The following is a 13,536-nucleotide window of genomic DNA, read 5'->3' on the forward strand; positions in this document are numbered from 1 at the left end:
AGTGGAACCGGACGAACGCACCGAGTGTCCAACTACGGGCAATTCTCTGTCGAAACGTTATGAACCAGGAGGGCGGGCCGTGTCGTACGACACAACCCGCCCTCCAAAACTCGACATCGGAACAGCCGTTGCGTCGGCCCTTCCTTGATCCGCTTCGCGACCGCTTACTTGAGCCGCGCCATGAGGGCGTGCTCGACGAGCGTGATGAGCGCGCTCTTGGCGTCCGCGCGGTGGCGGGCGTCGGTGGTGATGATGGGGGCGTCCGGGCCGATCTGCAGGGCCTCGCGGACTTCCTCCGGGGTGTACGGCTGGTGCCCCTCGAAGCCGTTGAGCGCCACCACGAAGGGCAGGCCGCTGTTCTCGAAGTAGTCGACGGCCGGGAAGCAGTCGGCGAGCCGGCGGGTGTCGACGAGCACGATCGCCCCGATGGCGCCGCGGACCAGGTCGTCCCACATGAACCAGAAGCGGTCCTGGCCCGGGGTACCGAAGAGGTACAGGATCAGGTCCTGGTCCAGGGTGATGCGGCCGAAGTCCATCGCGACCGTGGTGGTCGTCTTGTCCCCGGTGTGCGTCAGATCGTCGATGCCCGCACTCGCGGAGGTCATGACGGCCTCGGTGCGCAGCGGGTTGATCTCGGAGACCGCGCCGACGAACGTGGTCTTGCCCACGCCGAAGCCGCCCGCCACCACGATCTTCGCGGAGGTGGTGGAGCGAGGAGCCGCTCCGCCGCTAGAGCTTGCGAAGTCCACTGAGCACCCTCTCGAGCAGCGTTACGTCCGGCGTGCCGCCGGCCTCTCCATTGCCCGGCTGGTGGATGGCCACCATTCCGGCCTCGGCCAGGTCGGCGACGAGGATCCGGGCGACACCGAGCGGCATCGACAGCAGTGCGGAGACCTCGGCGACCGACTTGACCTCGCGGCAGAGGGTGCAGATCCGCTGGTGCTCCGGCAGCAGGCCGGACAGGTGCATCGGATCGGCCGTGGTGCTGACCAGCGCCTCGATGGCGAGCTGGTAGCGGGGCCGGGTCCGGCCGCCGGTCATCGCATAGGGACGCACCAGCGGCTGGTCGCCTTCCGAGTACGAATCTCCGTACGCATCGGGGTAGGCGGGGGGCGGGGTCATTGATCCTCCGGGCTGGACAGCAGTGGTCAGCGTGCCGTCTGACGGGGCGGCCGGTGGGGGGACGGTATGACGGCCTGGCGGCGGTACTGGGTTCCGGGGCGTGAGCCCCGGTCTCCCGGCCGGAAGTACCGTCCGGCCGGGAGGGTGGCAGTCAGGTGAGCAGGCTTCCCTGCAGCTCCGCGCGCAGGTCCGGGGTGAGGACGCTGCCCGCGCGGTCCACGAGGAGGGCCATCTCGTAGCCCACGAGGCCGATGTCGCAATCGGGGTGCGCGAGCACGGCCAGCGAGGAACCGTCGGAGACGGACATGAGGAAGAGGAACCCCCGGTCCATCTCCACCACGGTCTGGTTGACGGCGCCGCCCTCGAAGATGCGGGAGGCTCCGGCGGTGAGCGACGTCAGTCCGGAGGCCACGGCCGCCAGCTGGTCGGCGCGGTCGCGCGGGAACCCTTCGGACATGGCCAGAAGGAGTCCGTCGGCGGAGACCACCACCGTGTGGGACACCCCAGGGGTGTTGTCCACGAAGTTGGTGATCAACCAGTTCAGGTTCTGTGCCGCCTGGCTCATCGAACTCAACTATCGCTCCTGCTGGTAAGTGGGGTCGATCTGGTAACTGCCGGTGGCCGGGCCGCTGTTGCCGGCCTGACGTCCCTGCTGGATACCGCGTCGGAGGTTGGTCAGACGGCCGCGGACGTCGTCCGGGGAACGCGAGACCTGCGGACCGGGCTGTGCGTCGGCCTGCTGCTGCGCCGTGCCGGCCACGAGGTTCGCCCGTGGTACGCGGCGGGGCAGCCCCGAGGTGGTGATGCCGCCGGCGGCGGGCTGGCGCACGCGCTCGGCCTGCCGCATCAGCTCGTCGTTGGGAGAGGAGCGCCAGCTGACGGTCGGCGTGGCACCGGTCGCCGTCTGGGGGGACTCGGCCGCCTGCTCCTGGCCGCGCTGCGGCAGCTGGGGCTGCGCGCGCTGCTGGGGAGCCGGCGCCGGGGCCGCCGGAGCGGACTGCTGGTGCTGCTGCGGGGGCTGGGGTACGGCCGGTCCCTGCGCGGGGGGCTGCTCGCCCTCCTGGCGGAACCAGTTCGACTCCAGCGTGTCGAAGATCGGGCTGCGGCCGGGGTCCGTGCTCGGGGCGGCCGGGGGCAGCGCCTCCGGCTGGTGCGCCTGAGGCAGCCGCGGGGCTTCCGCACGCACCGGGGGCACGGGCACGTAGCCACCGACACCGGGGCCGCCGGGCCGCTGGGGCTGGACGTCCGGGCGGGCGAACTGGCCCGTGGAGGAGGGGTCCGCGTAGGCGGCGGGGCCGCGCAGCTCCGGGCGCTCGAACTGGCCCGTGGTGCTGTTGCCCGGGTTGCCGTTGCCGCCTGCCTGCTGCGGGTACGGGGCGCTGAAGTCCGGGCGGGCGAACTCCGAGGTCGAGCCGGGGCCCGACAGCTCGTCGTGCCCGCGCGGGACGTCGTGGCCGCGCTGGCCCGCACCCCAGCTGGTGGTCTGCGGGGCCTGCGGTATCCCGGCGGGGGAGTTGTTGCCCGCGCCCGGGAGCTCCGGGCGGGGAGCGCCACCGCGCGGCGGCAGCTGCGGCCGGGGGCCGCGGACCGCCGGGGCGGCCGGAGCCTGGCCGGGGTAGGCCGCGGGGCCGGCGGGACCCGAGGGGCCGCCGGGCTGCGGGGCCTGCGGCGGCTGCGGGGCCTGCGGACGCTCGAAGCCGTTGCCCTGGGCGAAGCCGGTCGGACCGGCCGCCGAGGGAGCGGGCACCGGACGCGCCTGCGGGCCGCCGGGAGCGCCGGCCGGGCCGCGGCCCGGCAGCGGTGCGCCCGCGCCGAAGGAGTTCTGGCCCTGCCCGGCGGGAGCACCCTGCTGCGGGCGCTGGCCGGGAGCACCGTTGCCGCCCTGCTGCGGGGACCGGCCGCCCTGCGGACCCTGCTGGCCCTGCGGGCCGGCGGGACGCTGCGGACCGGGAGCGCCGTCGCGCCCGGGGAGGGCGGCGCGCTGGCCGCCCGCGGAGACCTGGCCGCGCTGCGGCGCCGCGCCCACGGGGGGACGTGCGCCGCCGCCGGGCACGGAAGCCTGAGCGGGGCCGCCCTGGGCGCCGGCCGGGCCACCCGGGACACCGCCGGGGGCACCCGGCATCGGGCCCGGCTTCTTGCCGCCCTGGGCGACGTCGACCGGCAGCATGACGAGCGCGGTCGTACCGCCCGAGTCGGAGGGGCGCAGCTGGATGCGGATGCCGTGTCGCAGGGACAGGCGGCCGACCACGAACAGGCCCATGCGGCGGGAGACGGAGACGTCCACGGTGGGCGGCGAGGCGAGCCGCTCGTTGATCGCGGCGAGGTCCTCGGGGGAGAGGCCGATGCCGGTGTCGTGGATCTCGACGAGCACGCGGCCGTCGGGCAGCGCGTGACCGGTGACCTTGACCTTGGTCTGCGGGGAGGAGAACGAGGTGGCGTTCTCCAGCAGCTCGGCGAGCAGGTGCACGAGGTCGTTGACGACGCGGCCGGCGACGTCGGTGCCGGGCACCGACGAGAGTTCGATGCGCTCGTACTGCTCCACCTCGGACGCGGCGGCACGGAGCACGTCGACGAGCGGGACGGGGCGGGTCCACCGGCGGCCCGGCTCCTCGCCCGCGAGGACGAGGAGGTTTTCGCCGTTACGGCGCATGCGGGTCGCGAGGTGGTCGAGCTTGAAGAGCGAGGACAGCTGGTCCGGGTCGGCCTCGCGCGACTCCAGCTCGGAGATGAGCGAGAGCTGACGCTGGATGAGGCCCTGCGAGCGGCGCGAGAGGTTGGTGAACATCGCGTTGACGTTGCCTCGCAGGAGGGCCTGCTCGGCGGCGAGGCGGACGGCCTCGCGGTGCACGTCGTCGAAGGCCGCGGCCACCTGGCCGATCTCGTCGCGGGTGTGCAGACCGACCGACTCCACGGACGTGTCCACGTCCTGCGGGTCGGACTCGGAGAGCTGCTTGACGAGCTCCGGCAGACGGTCCTGGGCGACGCGGGTCGCGGTGTCCTGCAGGCGGCGCAGCGAGCGGATCATGGACCGGGCCATGATGAAGGCGCCGACGAGGGAGACACCGAGGACGAGGAGGATCAGGGCACCGTTGATGATGGCGTCCTGCTGCGACTCGTTCTTGAGCTCGCGGGCCTTCTGCTCCATGTCCTCGAGCAGGGTGAGCTCGATGACCTTCATCGCCTGGAGCTTGGTGTCGTCGGCGTCGTACCAGTCCATCCAGGACCGGTTCTTCTCCTTGCCGAACTGCCCCTGGGTGCTCAGGACGCGACGGGCGTAGTGGTCGGCGCTGCCGATCTCCGTGTTGCCGTCGCCGAGCGCCGCGAGGAGCTCCTCGGGCTTGCCCTGGTAGACGAGTTCGAAGGTCTTCTTCGACTGGCTCTCGCCGCGGAGCGCGGAGAGCGCGTACAGGCGGTCGTTCTCCTTCAGGTCGCCGGGCTTGTCGCCGCTCTCGGGGAGCGAGGCGGCGATGACGGCGCGCTGGATGGAGGCGTACTCCTTGGCGGACGAGAAGGCCGCCAGGGCGCGCGTGCGCTTGATCATCTCGGGGCTGGAGGTGGCCTGGGCCATGTCCTGGGAGAGCGAGAGCAGCGAGACGATCAGCGCGTTGTACTCGGTGACGGTCTGCTGGGCGCCGTTGACGTACGCCTTCTTGCGGATGTCCTCGATGCCGGTGAGCTGGCGGCCGATCTGCAGGATGTTGTTGCGGATCGACTTGAGGGTCTCGTCCTTGTCCTCCGCGTTGTCGACCTTCTCGGTCGCGGCCTCGAAGGCGTCGGCGGCGGCGTCGGTCTGGTCGCGGACACCCTGGACGAGGCTGTTGCTCTTGCCGTCCCTGGTGAGCGACATCGGACCGGCCGACTTGTCCCGCTCCTCCTGGAGCATGGCGGCCAGGTTGGTGGCCTGCCGGGTCATCGTCGTCAGCAGCTGCATGTGCTCCAGCTGCGCGATGTCGTTGAGCGAGTCGTTGATGCGGAAGCCACCGAGCGTGGTCGCGGCGACGACGGGCAGGGTCAGCAGCGACACCAGTCGCGTGCTGATGCGCCAGTTCTGCATGGCGAGACGGGAACCGGGCCCGCTGGGGGCCTTGGGTATCGACGTGTCCCGCTCGGCGAGCTCGTCCTTGGGCTGGGCGGCCCTGACGGACTTGCCGCGGCCCTTGGCCCTCACCGTGGCGGAAGAATCGGCGCTCGCGCCCTCGACAGCCGGCCCGCGGTTCTGGGCGTGCTGGGGCGAAGAGCCACGGTCGGTCCCGCCGCGGGGCTCCTGCTCCGCCGCGGCTTCCCCTCGGCCCTGGGCCTGGGGAGACCCCTTGCCATCCCTCTTGAATCGTCCCTGCACTAGCGTCGCAACCTCTGGACCAGGCGTCCCGCCGGGCGACCGGTGGGACGGTGTCGAGTCTTGGGGCGGTGCGCCCCATGGTGGTCGTCGGTGACCGGCGCGTCTCCCTCTCCTTGCCACCGCGCTCGGCGCTGAGTCGCGCCACCTGCGCGCCGGCTGATTCCCGCGGCGGTCCCGCGAATTCCAGCACAGAGGCGGATCTCCAACAAGGTGCGAGTGTCACCCCGGAGAGTCGGTCACGGCTTGTGACCCATGCACTACGCGACGTGGAAGCCATTTAGTGAAGAATCGGACTTACACCGCCCAAACCCTGCGCCTGTCAAGGTGTCCCAGTCGCGATGATCGGGAGCGGAATGGCGCATTCAGTGGCGCAATGTCCGTTTCTCCGGACGGAATTGACTGCCCGTAATGCCCGTAATGAGTGGTCCCTGGTGAGCAAACTCACACAGCTGTGGCCATTACTTCCCGACTTGGCCGACGATTCAGATGTTTAGCCTTGCCCTTTACAGGGTTGATGCATCCGACAAGCATCCACCATTCAAGATCCAAATCCAAGATCCGACGAGCGAGCCGAGGGCCCCAGACTCCGATGAAGACGACGATGATGTTCCGCAACATAGCCAACCCGCGCCGCACCACCCTCGCCCACCTCAAGGACGCCGAGGAGCTGCAGGCCGTGGCGACCCCGGAGCACACCGCCGAGCTGCCGGCCCAGACCGCGAACCCGCGCCGCACGATCCTGATGGACGCCCCGGTCGCCGCCGCGCAGTAGATCTCGCGCAAAACGCGCGCGGAGCGACGGCGCCCACCGCGTTAGCCTGGGGACCGCAGACTCCAGCCAGCGGAAATACAGAGGGGCAGACGCAACACGTGCGCATCGCCAGGTTCTCGATCGACGGCAATGTCGCCTTCGGCGCGGTCGAGGGCGACGCCGCCCCCGGCGCCGAGGGGGAGCTCGTCCTCGACATCATCAAGGGCATCCCGTTCGCGGACTTCGAGCTCTCCGGTACGAAGGTCCCGCTCAGCAAGGTCCGGCTGCTGCCGCCCGTGCTCCCGAACAAGGTCGTGGCCATCGGCCGCAACTACGCGGAGCACGCGGCGGAGCTCGGCAACGAGGTCCCCGACGCGCCCATCACCTTCTTCAAGCCCTCCACCTCGGTGGTCGGCCCGGGCGACCCGATCACGTACCCCTCCTTCTCCCAGGACCTCCACCACGAGGCGGAACTCGCCGTGGTCATCGGCCGCATGTGCCGCGAGGTCCCGCGCGAGCGCGTCAAGGAAGTGATCCTCGGCTACACCTGCGCCAACGACGTCACCGCGCGCGACGTCCAGCAGCGTGAGAAGCAGTGGGCCCGCGCCAAGGGCTTCGACAGCGCCTGCCCGCTCGGCCCCTGGATCGAGACCGATCTGGACCCGAGCGACCTGACCATCCAGTGCACCGTCAACGGCGAACAGCGCCAGCTCGGCCGCACCAGCGAGATGGTCCGCTCCATCGAGGACCTGATCGTCCACATCACCGAGGCCATGACGCTGCTCCCCGGCGACGTCATCCTCACGGGGACCCCGGCCGGAGTCGGCCCCCTCAACGTCGGCGACGAGGTCGCCGTCACCATCGAAGGCATCGGCACTCTCACCAACAAGGTGATCAAGCGTGGCTAACGCGAACTCCCCCAAGCTCTCGACTCCGCTCGAGCAGGGGGTACCCCCCCGCGTACGTTTCTGTCCCTCCCCGACCGGCAACCCCCACGTGGGCCTGGTCCGCACGGCCCTCTTCAACTGGGCGTTCGCCCGCCACCACGGCGGCACGTTCGTCTTCCGCATCGAGGACACCGACGCGGCACGCGACTCCGAGGAGTCGTACGTCCAGCTGCTCGACTCGCTGCGCTGGCTCGGCTTCACCTGGGACGAGGGTCCCGAGGTGGGCGGTCCGCACGCCCCGTACCGCCAGTCCGAGCGGATGGACATCTACAAGGATGTCGCGCAGAAGCTGCTCGACGGCGGCTACGCCTACCACTGCTACTGCACCACCGAGGAGCTCGACGCGCGTCGCGCCGCCGCCCGCGCGGCCGGCAAGCCCTCCGGCTACGACGGCCACTGCCGCCAGCTGACCACCGTGCAGCTGGAGGCGTTCCAGGGCGAGCACCGCTCCTCGATCGTCCGCTTCCGGATGCCCGACGAGACCATCACCTTCACGGACCTGGTCCGCGGCGAGCTGTCCTTCACCCCCGACAACGTGCCGGACTTCGGCATCGTCCGGGCCAACGGCGCCCCGCTGTACACCCTGGTCAACCCGGTCGACGACGCGCTGATGGAGATCACCCACGTCCTGCGCGGCGAGGACCTCCTCTCGTCGACCCCGCGCCAGATCGCGCTGTACAAGGCGCTGACCGAGCTGGGCGTCGCCAAGGCGACCCCCGCCTTCGGCCACCTGCCGTACGTGATGGGCGAGGGCAACAAGAAGCTCTCCAAGCGCGACCCCGAGGCCTCGCTCAACCTGTACCGCGAGCGCGGCTTCCTCCCCGAGGGCCTGCTGAACTACCTCTCGCTCCTCGGCTGGTCCTTCTCCAAGGACCAGGACATCTTCTCGATCGAGGAGATGGTGGCGAAGTTCGACATCCCGGACGTGAACGCCAACCCGGCACGCTTCGACCTCAAGAAGGCCGAGGCGATCAACGCCGACCACATCCGCCTGCTGGACCCGAAGGCCTTCGCGGACGCCTGCGCCCCGTGGCTGCGGGCCCCGCACGCCAACTGGGCGCCCGAGGACTTCGACGCCGCGGCCTGGGAGCGCATCGCGCCGTACGCCCAGACCCGCGTCACGGTCCTCTCGGACATCACCGCGAACGTCGACTTCCTCTTCCTGAAGGAGCCGGTCGAGGACCAGGCGTCCTGGGACAAGGCGATGAAGGGCGAGCCGGCGGCCCTGCTGACGACGGCGCGCGAGAACCTCGCCGCCGCCGACTGGAGCGACCCCGAGTCCCTCAAGCAGGCTGTCCTGACCGCCGGCGAGGCCCACGGCCTCAAGCTCGGCAAGGCCCAGGCCCCGGTCCGTGTCGCCGTCACCGGCCGCACGGTCGGCCTGCCGCTGTTCGAGTCCCTGGAGATCCTGGGCAAGGACCGCTCCCTGTCCCGCATCGACGCGACCCTGGCGAAGCTCGCCGCGTAGCCTTCCGCGCTCCTCCCGTACGTCCCGCAGGGGGCGGCCGCCGAACCCGGCGACCGCCCCCTGCGGCATTCGCGAGGTGCGGGCGCGGCCTCGGGCGTAGGCTCGGGGCCATGCCGATCCGTGCCGTGCTGTGGGACATCGACGACACCCTGTTCGACTACACCGGGGCCGACACCGCCGGGCTCGCGCGGCAGCTCGCAGAGGAGGGGCTGGGGGAGCGTTACGGGACCGCCGCGGAGGCGCTCGCGCTGTGGCGCCGGCTCACCGAACGGCACTGGGCGCGCTTCGGCGCCGGGGAGGTCACCTTCCCCGGGCAGCGCCGGGACCGGGTGCGGGAGTTCCTCGGGGCGCCCGGCATGATCGACGACGAGGCCGACGCCTGGTTCGGCCGCTACGTCGAGCACTACAAGGCCGCCTGGGCGCTGTTCCCCGACGTCGTGCCCGTACTGGACGCCCTCGCAGGGGTCTACCGGCACGGGGTGCTCTCCAACTCCTCCACCGCCGCCCAGGACCCCAAGTTGCGCCACCTCGGCCTGCGCGACCGCTTCGAGGTGCTGGTGTGCGCCGCCGAACTGGGTGTGAGCAAGCCCGACGCGGCCGCCTTCCTCGGCGCCTGCGCCGAGATGGGGCTCCCGCCGCACGAGGTGGCGTACGTCGGGGACCAGCCGGAGATCGACGCGCGCGGCGCCCGTGACGCCGGGCTGACGGCGGTCTGGCTCGACCGCGACGGCGGCCGGGGACCGGGCCCTGCCGGTGTGCACCGGATCGCCGGACTCGACCGGCTGCCGGAGCTGCTGGCTGCAGATACCCGTTTTGGAGCACGGTCAGGCATCCGGTAATGTTCTTTCTGCGCCGCCGGAGCGGGCCGAAAGGCCGGACGGAGGCGCTAACCAAACGAAAGTACCTCAGGGGCTTGAGTTTTGGTGGGCTATAGTGTAATTGGCAACACGAGGGTTTCTGGTTCCCTTATTCTAGGTTCGAGTCCTGGTAGCCCAGCGCAGTGCAGAAGTAACGCAGTGCTTGCCCCCGTTGTGTAGCGGCCTAGCACGCCGCCCTCTCAAGGCGGTAGCGCCGGTTCGAATCCGGTCGGGGGTACAGATCCTTCCCGCGAGATCTCCAGGGTCGCACCCGGATGTTTTGATGCAGGATCGCTAGGGCCCCCGTTGTGTAGCGGCCTAGCACGCCGCCCTCTCAAGGCGGTAGCGCCGGTTCGAATCCGGTCGGGGGTACGGTGTCTAGCTGGTCTAGACCTTTGGGCTATAGTGTAATTGGCAACACGAGAGTTTCTGGTTCTCTTATTCTAGGTTCGAGTCCTGGTAGCCCAGCGCAGTACCGCAGTAGCAGCTAGCCCCCGTTGTGTAGCGGCCTAGCACGCCGCCCTCTCAAGGCGGTAGCGCCGGTTCGAATCCGGTCGGGGGTACGCACGGAGGAGGCCCTTCGCGATCATCGCGGAGGGCCTCTTCGCCGTGTACCGGCCCGGGCGGTCGGCGCGGACAAGTACGGACCCGGAGGCGCGTGTTCGGACGTGTGCGGCGTCGTACGCGCCCCCGGGCCCGGGGGAGTGGTGGGAAGGTCGGTCAGGCCGGCGGAAGGGCTCAGCCGGAGCGGCGCAGGGCCTCCGAGAGCCGGGCGGCCGCGTCGATGACGGCCTGGGCGTGCATCCGGCCCGGGTGCCGGGTCAGGCGCTCGATCGGCCCGGAGACCGACACGGAGGCCACCACACGGTTCGAGGGCCCGCGCACCGGCGCCGAGACAGAGGCCACGCCGGGCTCCCGCTCACCGATCGACTGCGCCCAGCCGCGGCGGCGTACGCCCGACAGGGCCGTCGCCGTGAAGCGCGCGCCCTGCAGCCCGCGGTGGAGCCGCTCGGGCTCCTCCCAGGCCATCAGGATCTGCGCCGCCGAGCCGGCCTTCATCGGGAGCGTGGAGCCCACCGGGACGGTGTCCCGCAGGCCCGACAGCCGCTCGGCGGCCGCCACGCAGATGCGCATGTCGCCCTGACGCCGGTAGAGCTGCGCGCTCTCGCCCGTCACGTCCCGGAGGTGGGTGAGCACCGGTCCGGCCGTGGCCAGCAGGCGGTCCTCGCCGGCCGCGGCGGCGAGCTCCGCCAGCCGCGGTCCGAGGATGAACCGGCCCTGCATGTCCCTCGCCACCATCCGGTGGTGTTCCAGTGCCACGGCAAGGCGATGTGCCGTGGGTCGTGCGAGCCCTGTCGCCGCGACCAGCCCGGCGAGGGTGGCCGGACCGGACTCCAGTGCGCTCAGTACCAGAGCTGCCTTGTCGAGAACGCCGACGCCGCTAGAGTTGTCCATGAAACGATATTCACGTCTCACACTGTGAAACGCAAGTTCAATTTTTCCAAGAAACAGCGAGTCTGTATGTACGGGTCCACGAACCACTGGGTCCGGGACGGTGAGCTGGAGGGAAAGCGATGGGTAGGACACTCGCGGAGAAGGTCTGGGACGACCATGTCGTCCGGCGCGCCGAGGGCGAGCCCGACCTTCTCTTCATCGATCTGCACCTGCTGCACGAGGTGACCAGCCCGCAGGCCTTCGAGGGCCTGCGCCAGGCCGGCCGCAAGGTCCGACGCCTCGACCTCACCATCGCGACAGAAGACCACAACACCCCCACCATCGACATCGACAAGCCGATCGCGGACCCGGTCTCCCGGGCGCAGCTGGAGACGCTGCGCGCGAACTGCGCGGAGTTCGGTGTCCGCCTCCACTCGCTGGGCGACGTCGAGCAGGGCGTCGTCCACGTCGTGGGACCGCAGCTGGGTCTGACGCAGCCGGGCACCACGGTGGTCTGCGGCGACTCCCACACCTCCACGCACGGCGCGTTCGGCGCGCTGGCCTTCGGCATCGGCACCAGCCAGGTCGAGCACGTCCTGGCCACCCAGACGCTGCCGCTGGCCCGGCCGAAGACGATGGCGATCACCGTCACCGGAGCGCTGGCCGAGGGCGTCACCGCCAAAGACCTGATCCTGGCGATCATCGCCAAGATCGGCACCGGCGGCGGCCAGGGCTACATCCTGGAATACCGCGGCGAGGCCGTCGAGAAGCTCTCGATGGAAGCCCGCATGACCATCTGCAACATGTCGATCGAGGCCGGCGCCCGCGCGGGCATGATCGCCCCCGACCAGACCACCTTCGACTACCTGGAGGGCCGCGACCACGCCCCGACGGGCGAGGAGTGGGACGCGGCGGTCGCGTACTGGAAGACCCTGCGCACCGACGACGACGCGGTCTTCGACGCCGAGGTCGTCATCGACGGTGCCGCGCTGGCGCCGTTCGTCACCTGGGGCACCAACCCGGGCCAGGGCGCGCCCCTGTCCGCCAACGTCCCCGACCCGGCTTCGTACGAGGACGCATCGGAGCGGCACGCCGCCGAAAAGGCCCTGGAATACATGGGGTTGACGGCCGGACAGCCGCTGCGTGACATCAAGGTCGACACCGTCTTCGTAGGTTCCTGCACCAACGGCCGCATCGAGGACCTGCGGGCCGTGGCCGGGGTCATCGGCGGCCGCAAAGTCGCCGACGGCGTACGGATGCTGGTCGTCCCGGGCTCCGTCCGCGTGGCCCTCCAGGCCGTCGAAGAGGGTCTGGACAAGGTCTTCAAGGAGGCCGGCGCCGAATGGCGGCACGCGGGCTGCTCGATGTGTCTGGGCATGAACCCCGACCAACTGGCGCCCGGTGAGCGCTCCGCGTCCACCTCCAACCGCAACTTCGAGGGCCGCCAGGGCAAGGGCGGACGCACCCACCTGGTCTCCCCGCAGGTCGCGGCCGCCACCGCGGTACTGGGCCACTTGGCCTCTCCCGCCGACCTGACCGAAGCCACCGCGACCGCCGGAGTCTGAACCATGGAAGCCTTCACCACCCACACCGGCCGAGCCGTCCCGCTACGCCGCTCCAACGTCGACACCGACCAGATCATCCCCGCCCACTGGCTGAAGAAGATCACACGCGACGGTTTCGAGGACGGTCTCTTCGAGGCCTGGCGCAAGGACCCGCAGTTCATCACCAACCAGCCGGAGCGCGCGGGGGCGACCGTCCTGGTCGCCGGCCCCGACTTCGGCACCGGCTCCTCCCGTGAACACGCCGTCTGGGCGCTGCAGAACTTCGGGTTCAAGACGGTCATCTCCTCGCGGTTCGCCGACATCTTCCGCGGCAACTCGCTGAAGAACGGGCTGCTGACCGTCGTCCTGCCCCAGGAGACCGTCGAGCAGCTGTTGAAGCTGACCGAGGCCGACCCCACCGCCGAGATCACGGTCGACCTCGTCGCCCGCCAGGTCCGAGCCGAAGGCATCACCGCCGAGTTCGAACTCGACGACAACGCGCGGTGGAGGCTGCTGGAGGGTCTGGACGACATCTCCCTCACCCTTCAGAACGAAGCGGACATCGCCACCTACGAAAGCGCCCGACCGGCCTTCAAGCCGCGCACGATTCAGGCTTGATTCCTGCCTGATCAGCGCTTATTCGCCCTTGGGTGATCACATCGGCAACACTGTGCCCCCTGCCTTCCGGCAGGGGGCACAGCCGTTTGTTGAGGCCCCGTGAGGCGACAACTCGCCCCAGATGGCACAATCTGTGCATGGAACGCGACAGTCAACTCGAGCTCTACGAACTCGTCGCGGACCGGTTGAAAGAAGCACACACAAGGGTGCGCACGCTGCAAGTCCCGGAGGGCGTAAGGATGGCGCTCTCCCGGAAGCTGTTGGTCGTCACGGCCGCGGCGAAGCACGATCTCGCCGATGCGGCAAGGCGCCTGGACAGGTTGATGAAGGACCTCGACGAGGGTCGATTCCCTGAAGGCGACTGATGCGAAGGAACTCCGTAACGGTCTAAAGCGTTGCGGCACTAGGGTGATTAGCCCGTTTCGTGTTTGATTTGCGGTATATATCCGCCTAACG

The 13,536-nt window shown here is 70.2% G+C and carries 12 protein-coding genes and 5 tRNA genes; 12 read left to right on the forward strand and 5 right to left on the reverse strand.

Annotated features, from left to right (window positions below):
* Positions 1-164: 164 nt before the first annotated feature.
* From ACFWB8_RS22795 to ACFWB8_RS22810, 4 genes are all read right to left on the reverse strand, one after another.
* Positions 165-749, reverse strand: a complete 585-nt coding sequence (locus ACFWB8_RS22795) for an ATP/GTP-binding protein (protein ID WP_385229961.1) — start codon at positions 747-749, stop codon at positions 165-167.
* Complete coding sequence (locus ACFWB8_RS22800; RefSeq protein ID WP_007266775.1) at positions 730-1,122, reverse strand: DUF742 domain-containing protein; 393 nt, start codon at positions 1,120-1,122, stop codon at positions 730-732. The genes ACFWB8_RS22795 and ACFWB8_RS22800 overlap by 20 nt, the downstream gene beginning before the upstream one ends.
* Positions 1,123-1,273: 151 nt before the next feature.
* The gene (locus tag ACFWB8_RS22805) at positions 1,274-1,687 is read right to left on the reverse strand and encodes a roadblock/LC7 domain-containing protein (protein WP_385230043.1); all 414 of its coding nucleotides are present in this window, start codon (positions 1,685-1,687) and stop codon (positions 1,274-1,276) included.
* A gap of 9 nt (positions 1,688-1,696) precedes the next feature.
* A complete protein-coding gene (locus tag ACFWB8_RS22810; RefSeq protein WP_385229964.1) occupies positions 1,697-5,461 on the reverse strand; it encodes a nitrate- and nitrite sensing domain-containing protein in 3,765 nt (1,254 codons plus the stop codon).
* A gap of 589 nt (positions 5,462-6,050) precedes the next feature.
* Here ACFWB8_RS22810 and ACFWB8_RS22815 point away from each other — a divergent pair.
* From ACFWB8_RS22815 to ACFWB8_RS22855, 9 genes are all read left to right on the forward strand, one after another.
* Complete coding sequence (locus ACFWB8_RS22815; protein ID WP_385229967.1) at positions 6,051-6,233, forward strand: hypothetical protein; 183 nt, start codon at positions 6,051-6,053, stop codon at positions 6,231-6,233.
* A gap of 98 nt (positions 6,234-6,331) precedes the next feature.
* On the forward strand, positions 6,332-7,120 hold the full coding sequence (locus ACFWB8_RS22820; RefSeq protein ID WP_385229970.1) for a fumarylacetoacetate hydrolase family protein: 789 nt from the start codon (positions 6,332-6,334) through the stop codon (positions 7,118-7,120).
* Entirely contained in the window at positions 7,113-8,627 is a 1,515-nt protein-coding gene (gene gltX, locus ACFWB8_RS22825) for a glutamate--tRNA ligase (RefSeq protein ID WP_385229973.1), read from the forward strand. Before ACFWB8_RS22820 ends, gltX begins: the two co-directional genes overlap by 8 nt.
* A gap of 110 nt (positions 8,628-8,737) precedes the next feature.
* Positions 8,738-9,466 (forward strand): HAD family hydrolase, encoded by a 729-nt coding sequence (locus ACFWB8_RS22830; protein ID WP_385229976.1) that lies wholly within the window; start codon positions 8,738-8,740, stop codon positions 9,464-9,466.
* An 85-nt stretch (positions 9,467-9,551) separates the two neighbouring features.
* A tRNA-Gln gene (locus ACFWB8_RS22835) sits at positions 9,552-9,623 on the forward strand.
* Positions 9,624-9,649: 26 nt separating this feature from the next.
* Positions 9,650-9,722, forward strand: a tRNA-Glu gene (locus ACFWB8_RS22840).
* A 61-nt stretch (positions 9,723-9,783) separates the two neighbouring features.
* A tRNA-Glu gene (locus ACFWB8_RS22845) sits at positions 9,784-9,856 on the forward strand.
* A gap of 24 nt (positions 9,857-9,880) precedes the next feature.
* Positions 9,881-9,952, forward strand: a tRNA-Gln gene (locus ACFWB8_RS22850).
* 22 nt (positions 9,953-9,974) lie between these two features.
* Positions 9,975-10,047 (forward strand) — tRNA-Glu (locus ACFWB8_RS22855).
* A gap of 175 nt (positions 10,048-10,222) precedes the next feature.
* Here ACFWB8_RS22855 and ndgR read toward each other — a convergent pair.
* Entirely contained in the window at positions 10,223-10,939 is a 717-nt protein-coding gene (gene ndgR / locus ACFWB8_RS22860) for an IclR family transcriptional regulator NdgR (RefSeq protein ID WP_073911130.1), read from the reverse strand.
* A gap of 119 nt (positions 10,940-11,058) precedes the next feature.
* Between ndgR and leuC the strand changes: the two genes are divergently transcribed.
* The 3 genes from leuC to ACFWB8_RS22875 all read left to right on the forward strand — a co-directional run bounded on the left by leuC (position 11,059) and on the right by ACFWB8_RS22875 (position 13,445).
* Positions 11,059-12,483 carry a 3-isopropylmalate dehydratase large subunit gene (leuC, locus tag ACFWB8_RS22865; protein ID WP_385229980.1) on the forward strand — a complete coding sequence of 475 codons (1,425 nt, stop codon included), beginning with the start codon at positions 11,059-11,061 and terminating at the stop codon, positions 12,481-12,483.
* Between the two features lie 3 nt (positions 12,484-12,486).
* Complete coding sequence (leuD, locus tag ACFWB8_RS22870) at positions 12,487-13,080, forward strand: 3-isopropylmalate dehydratase small subunit (protein ID WP_385229983.1); 594 nt, start codon at positions 12,487-12,489, stop codon at positions 13,078-13,080.
* 137 nt (positions 13,081-13,217) lie between these two features.
* The gene (locus tag ACFWB8_RS22875) at positions 13,218-13,445 is read left to right on the forward strand and encodes a hypothetical protein (RefSeq protein WP_008739877.1); all 228 of its coding nucleotides are present in this window, start codon (positions 13,218-13,220) and stop codon (positions 13,443-13,445) included.
* Positions 13,446-13,536: the final 91 nt, after the last annotated feature.

The organism is Streptomyces sp. NPDC060031 (genome assembly GCF_042736805.1).
GTDB lineage: Bacteria > Actinomycetota > Actinomycetes > Streptomycetales > Streptomycetaceae > Streptomyces.

Bases quoted from the DNA above. Each gene is read 5' to 3' on its own strand.
- leuC (WP_385229980.1), top strand. From the start codon at position 11,059: ATGGGTAGGACACTCGCGGAGAAGGTCTGGGACGACCATGTCGTCCGG.
- ACFWB8_RS22815 (WP_385229967.1), top strand. From the start codon at position 6,051: ATGAAGACGACGATGATGTTCCGCAACATAGCCAACCCGCGCCGCACC.
- ACFWB8_RS22805 (WP_385230043.1), bottom strand. From the start codon at position 1,687: ATGAGCCAGGCGGCACAGAACCTGAACTGGTTGATCACCAACTTCGTG.
- ACFWB8_RS22830 (WP_385229976.1), top strand. From the start codon at position 8,738: ATGCCGATCCGTGCCGTGCTGTGGGACATCGACGACACCCTGTTCGAC.
- ACFWB8_RS22875 (WP_008739877.1), top strand. From the start codon at position 13,218: ATGGAACGCGACAGTCAACTCGAGCTCTACGAACTCGTCGCGGACCGG.
- ACFWB8_RS22800 (WP_007266775.1), bottom strand. From the start codon at position 1,122: ATGACCCCGCCCCCCGCCTACCCCGATGCGTACGGAGATTCGTACTCG.
- ndgR (WP_073911130.1), bottom strand. From the start codon at position 10,939: ATGGACAACTCTAGCGGCGTCGGCGTTCTCGACAAGGCAGCTCTGGTA.
- leuD (WP_385229983.1), top strand. From the start codon at position 12,487: ATGGAAGCCTTCACCACCCACACCGGCCGAGCCGTCCCGCTACGCCGC.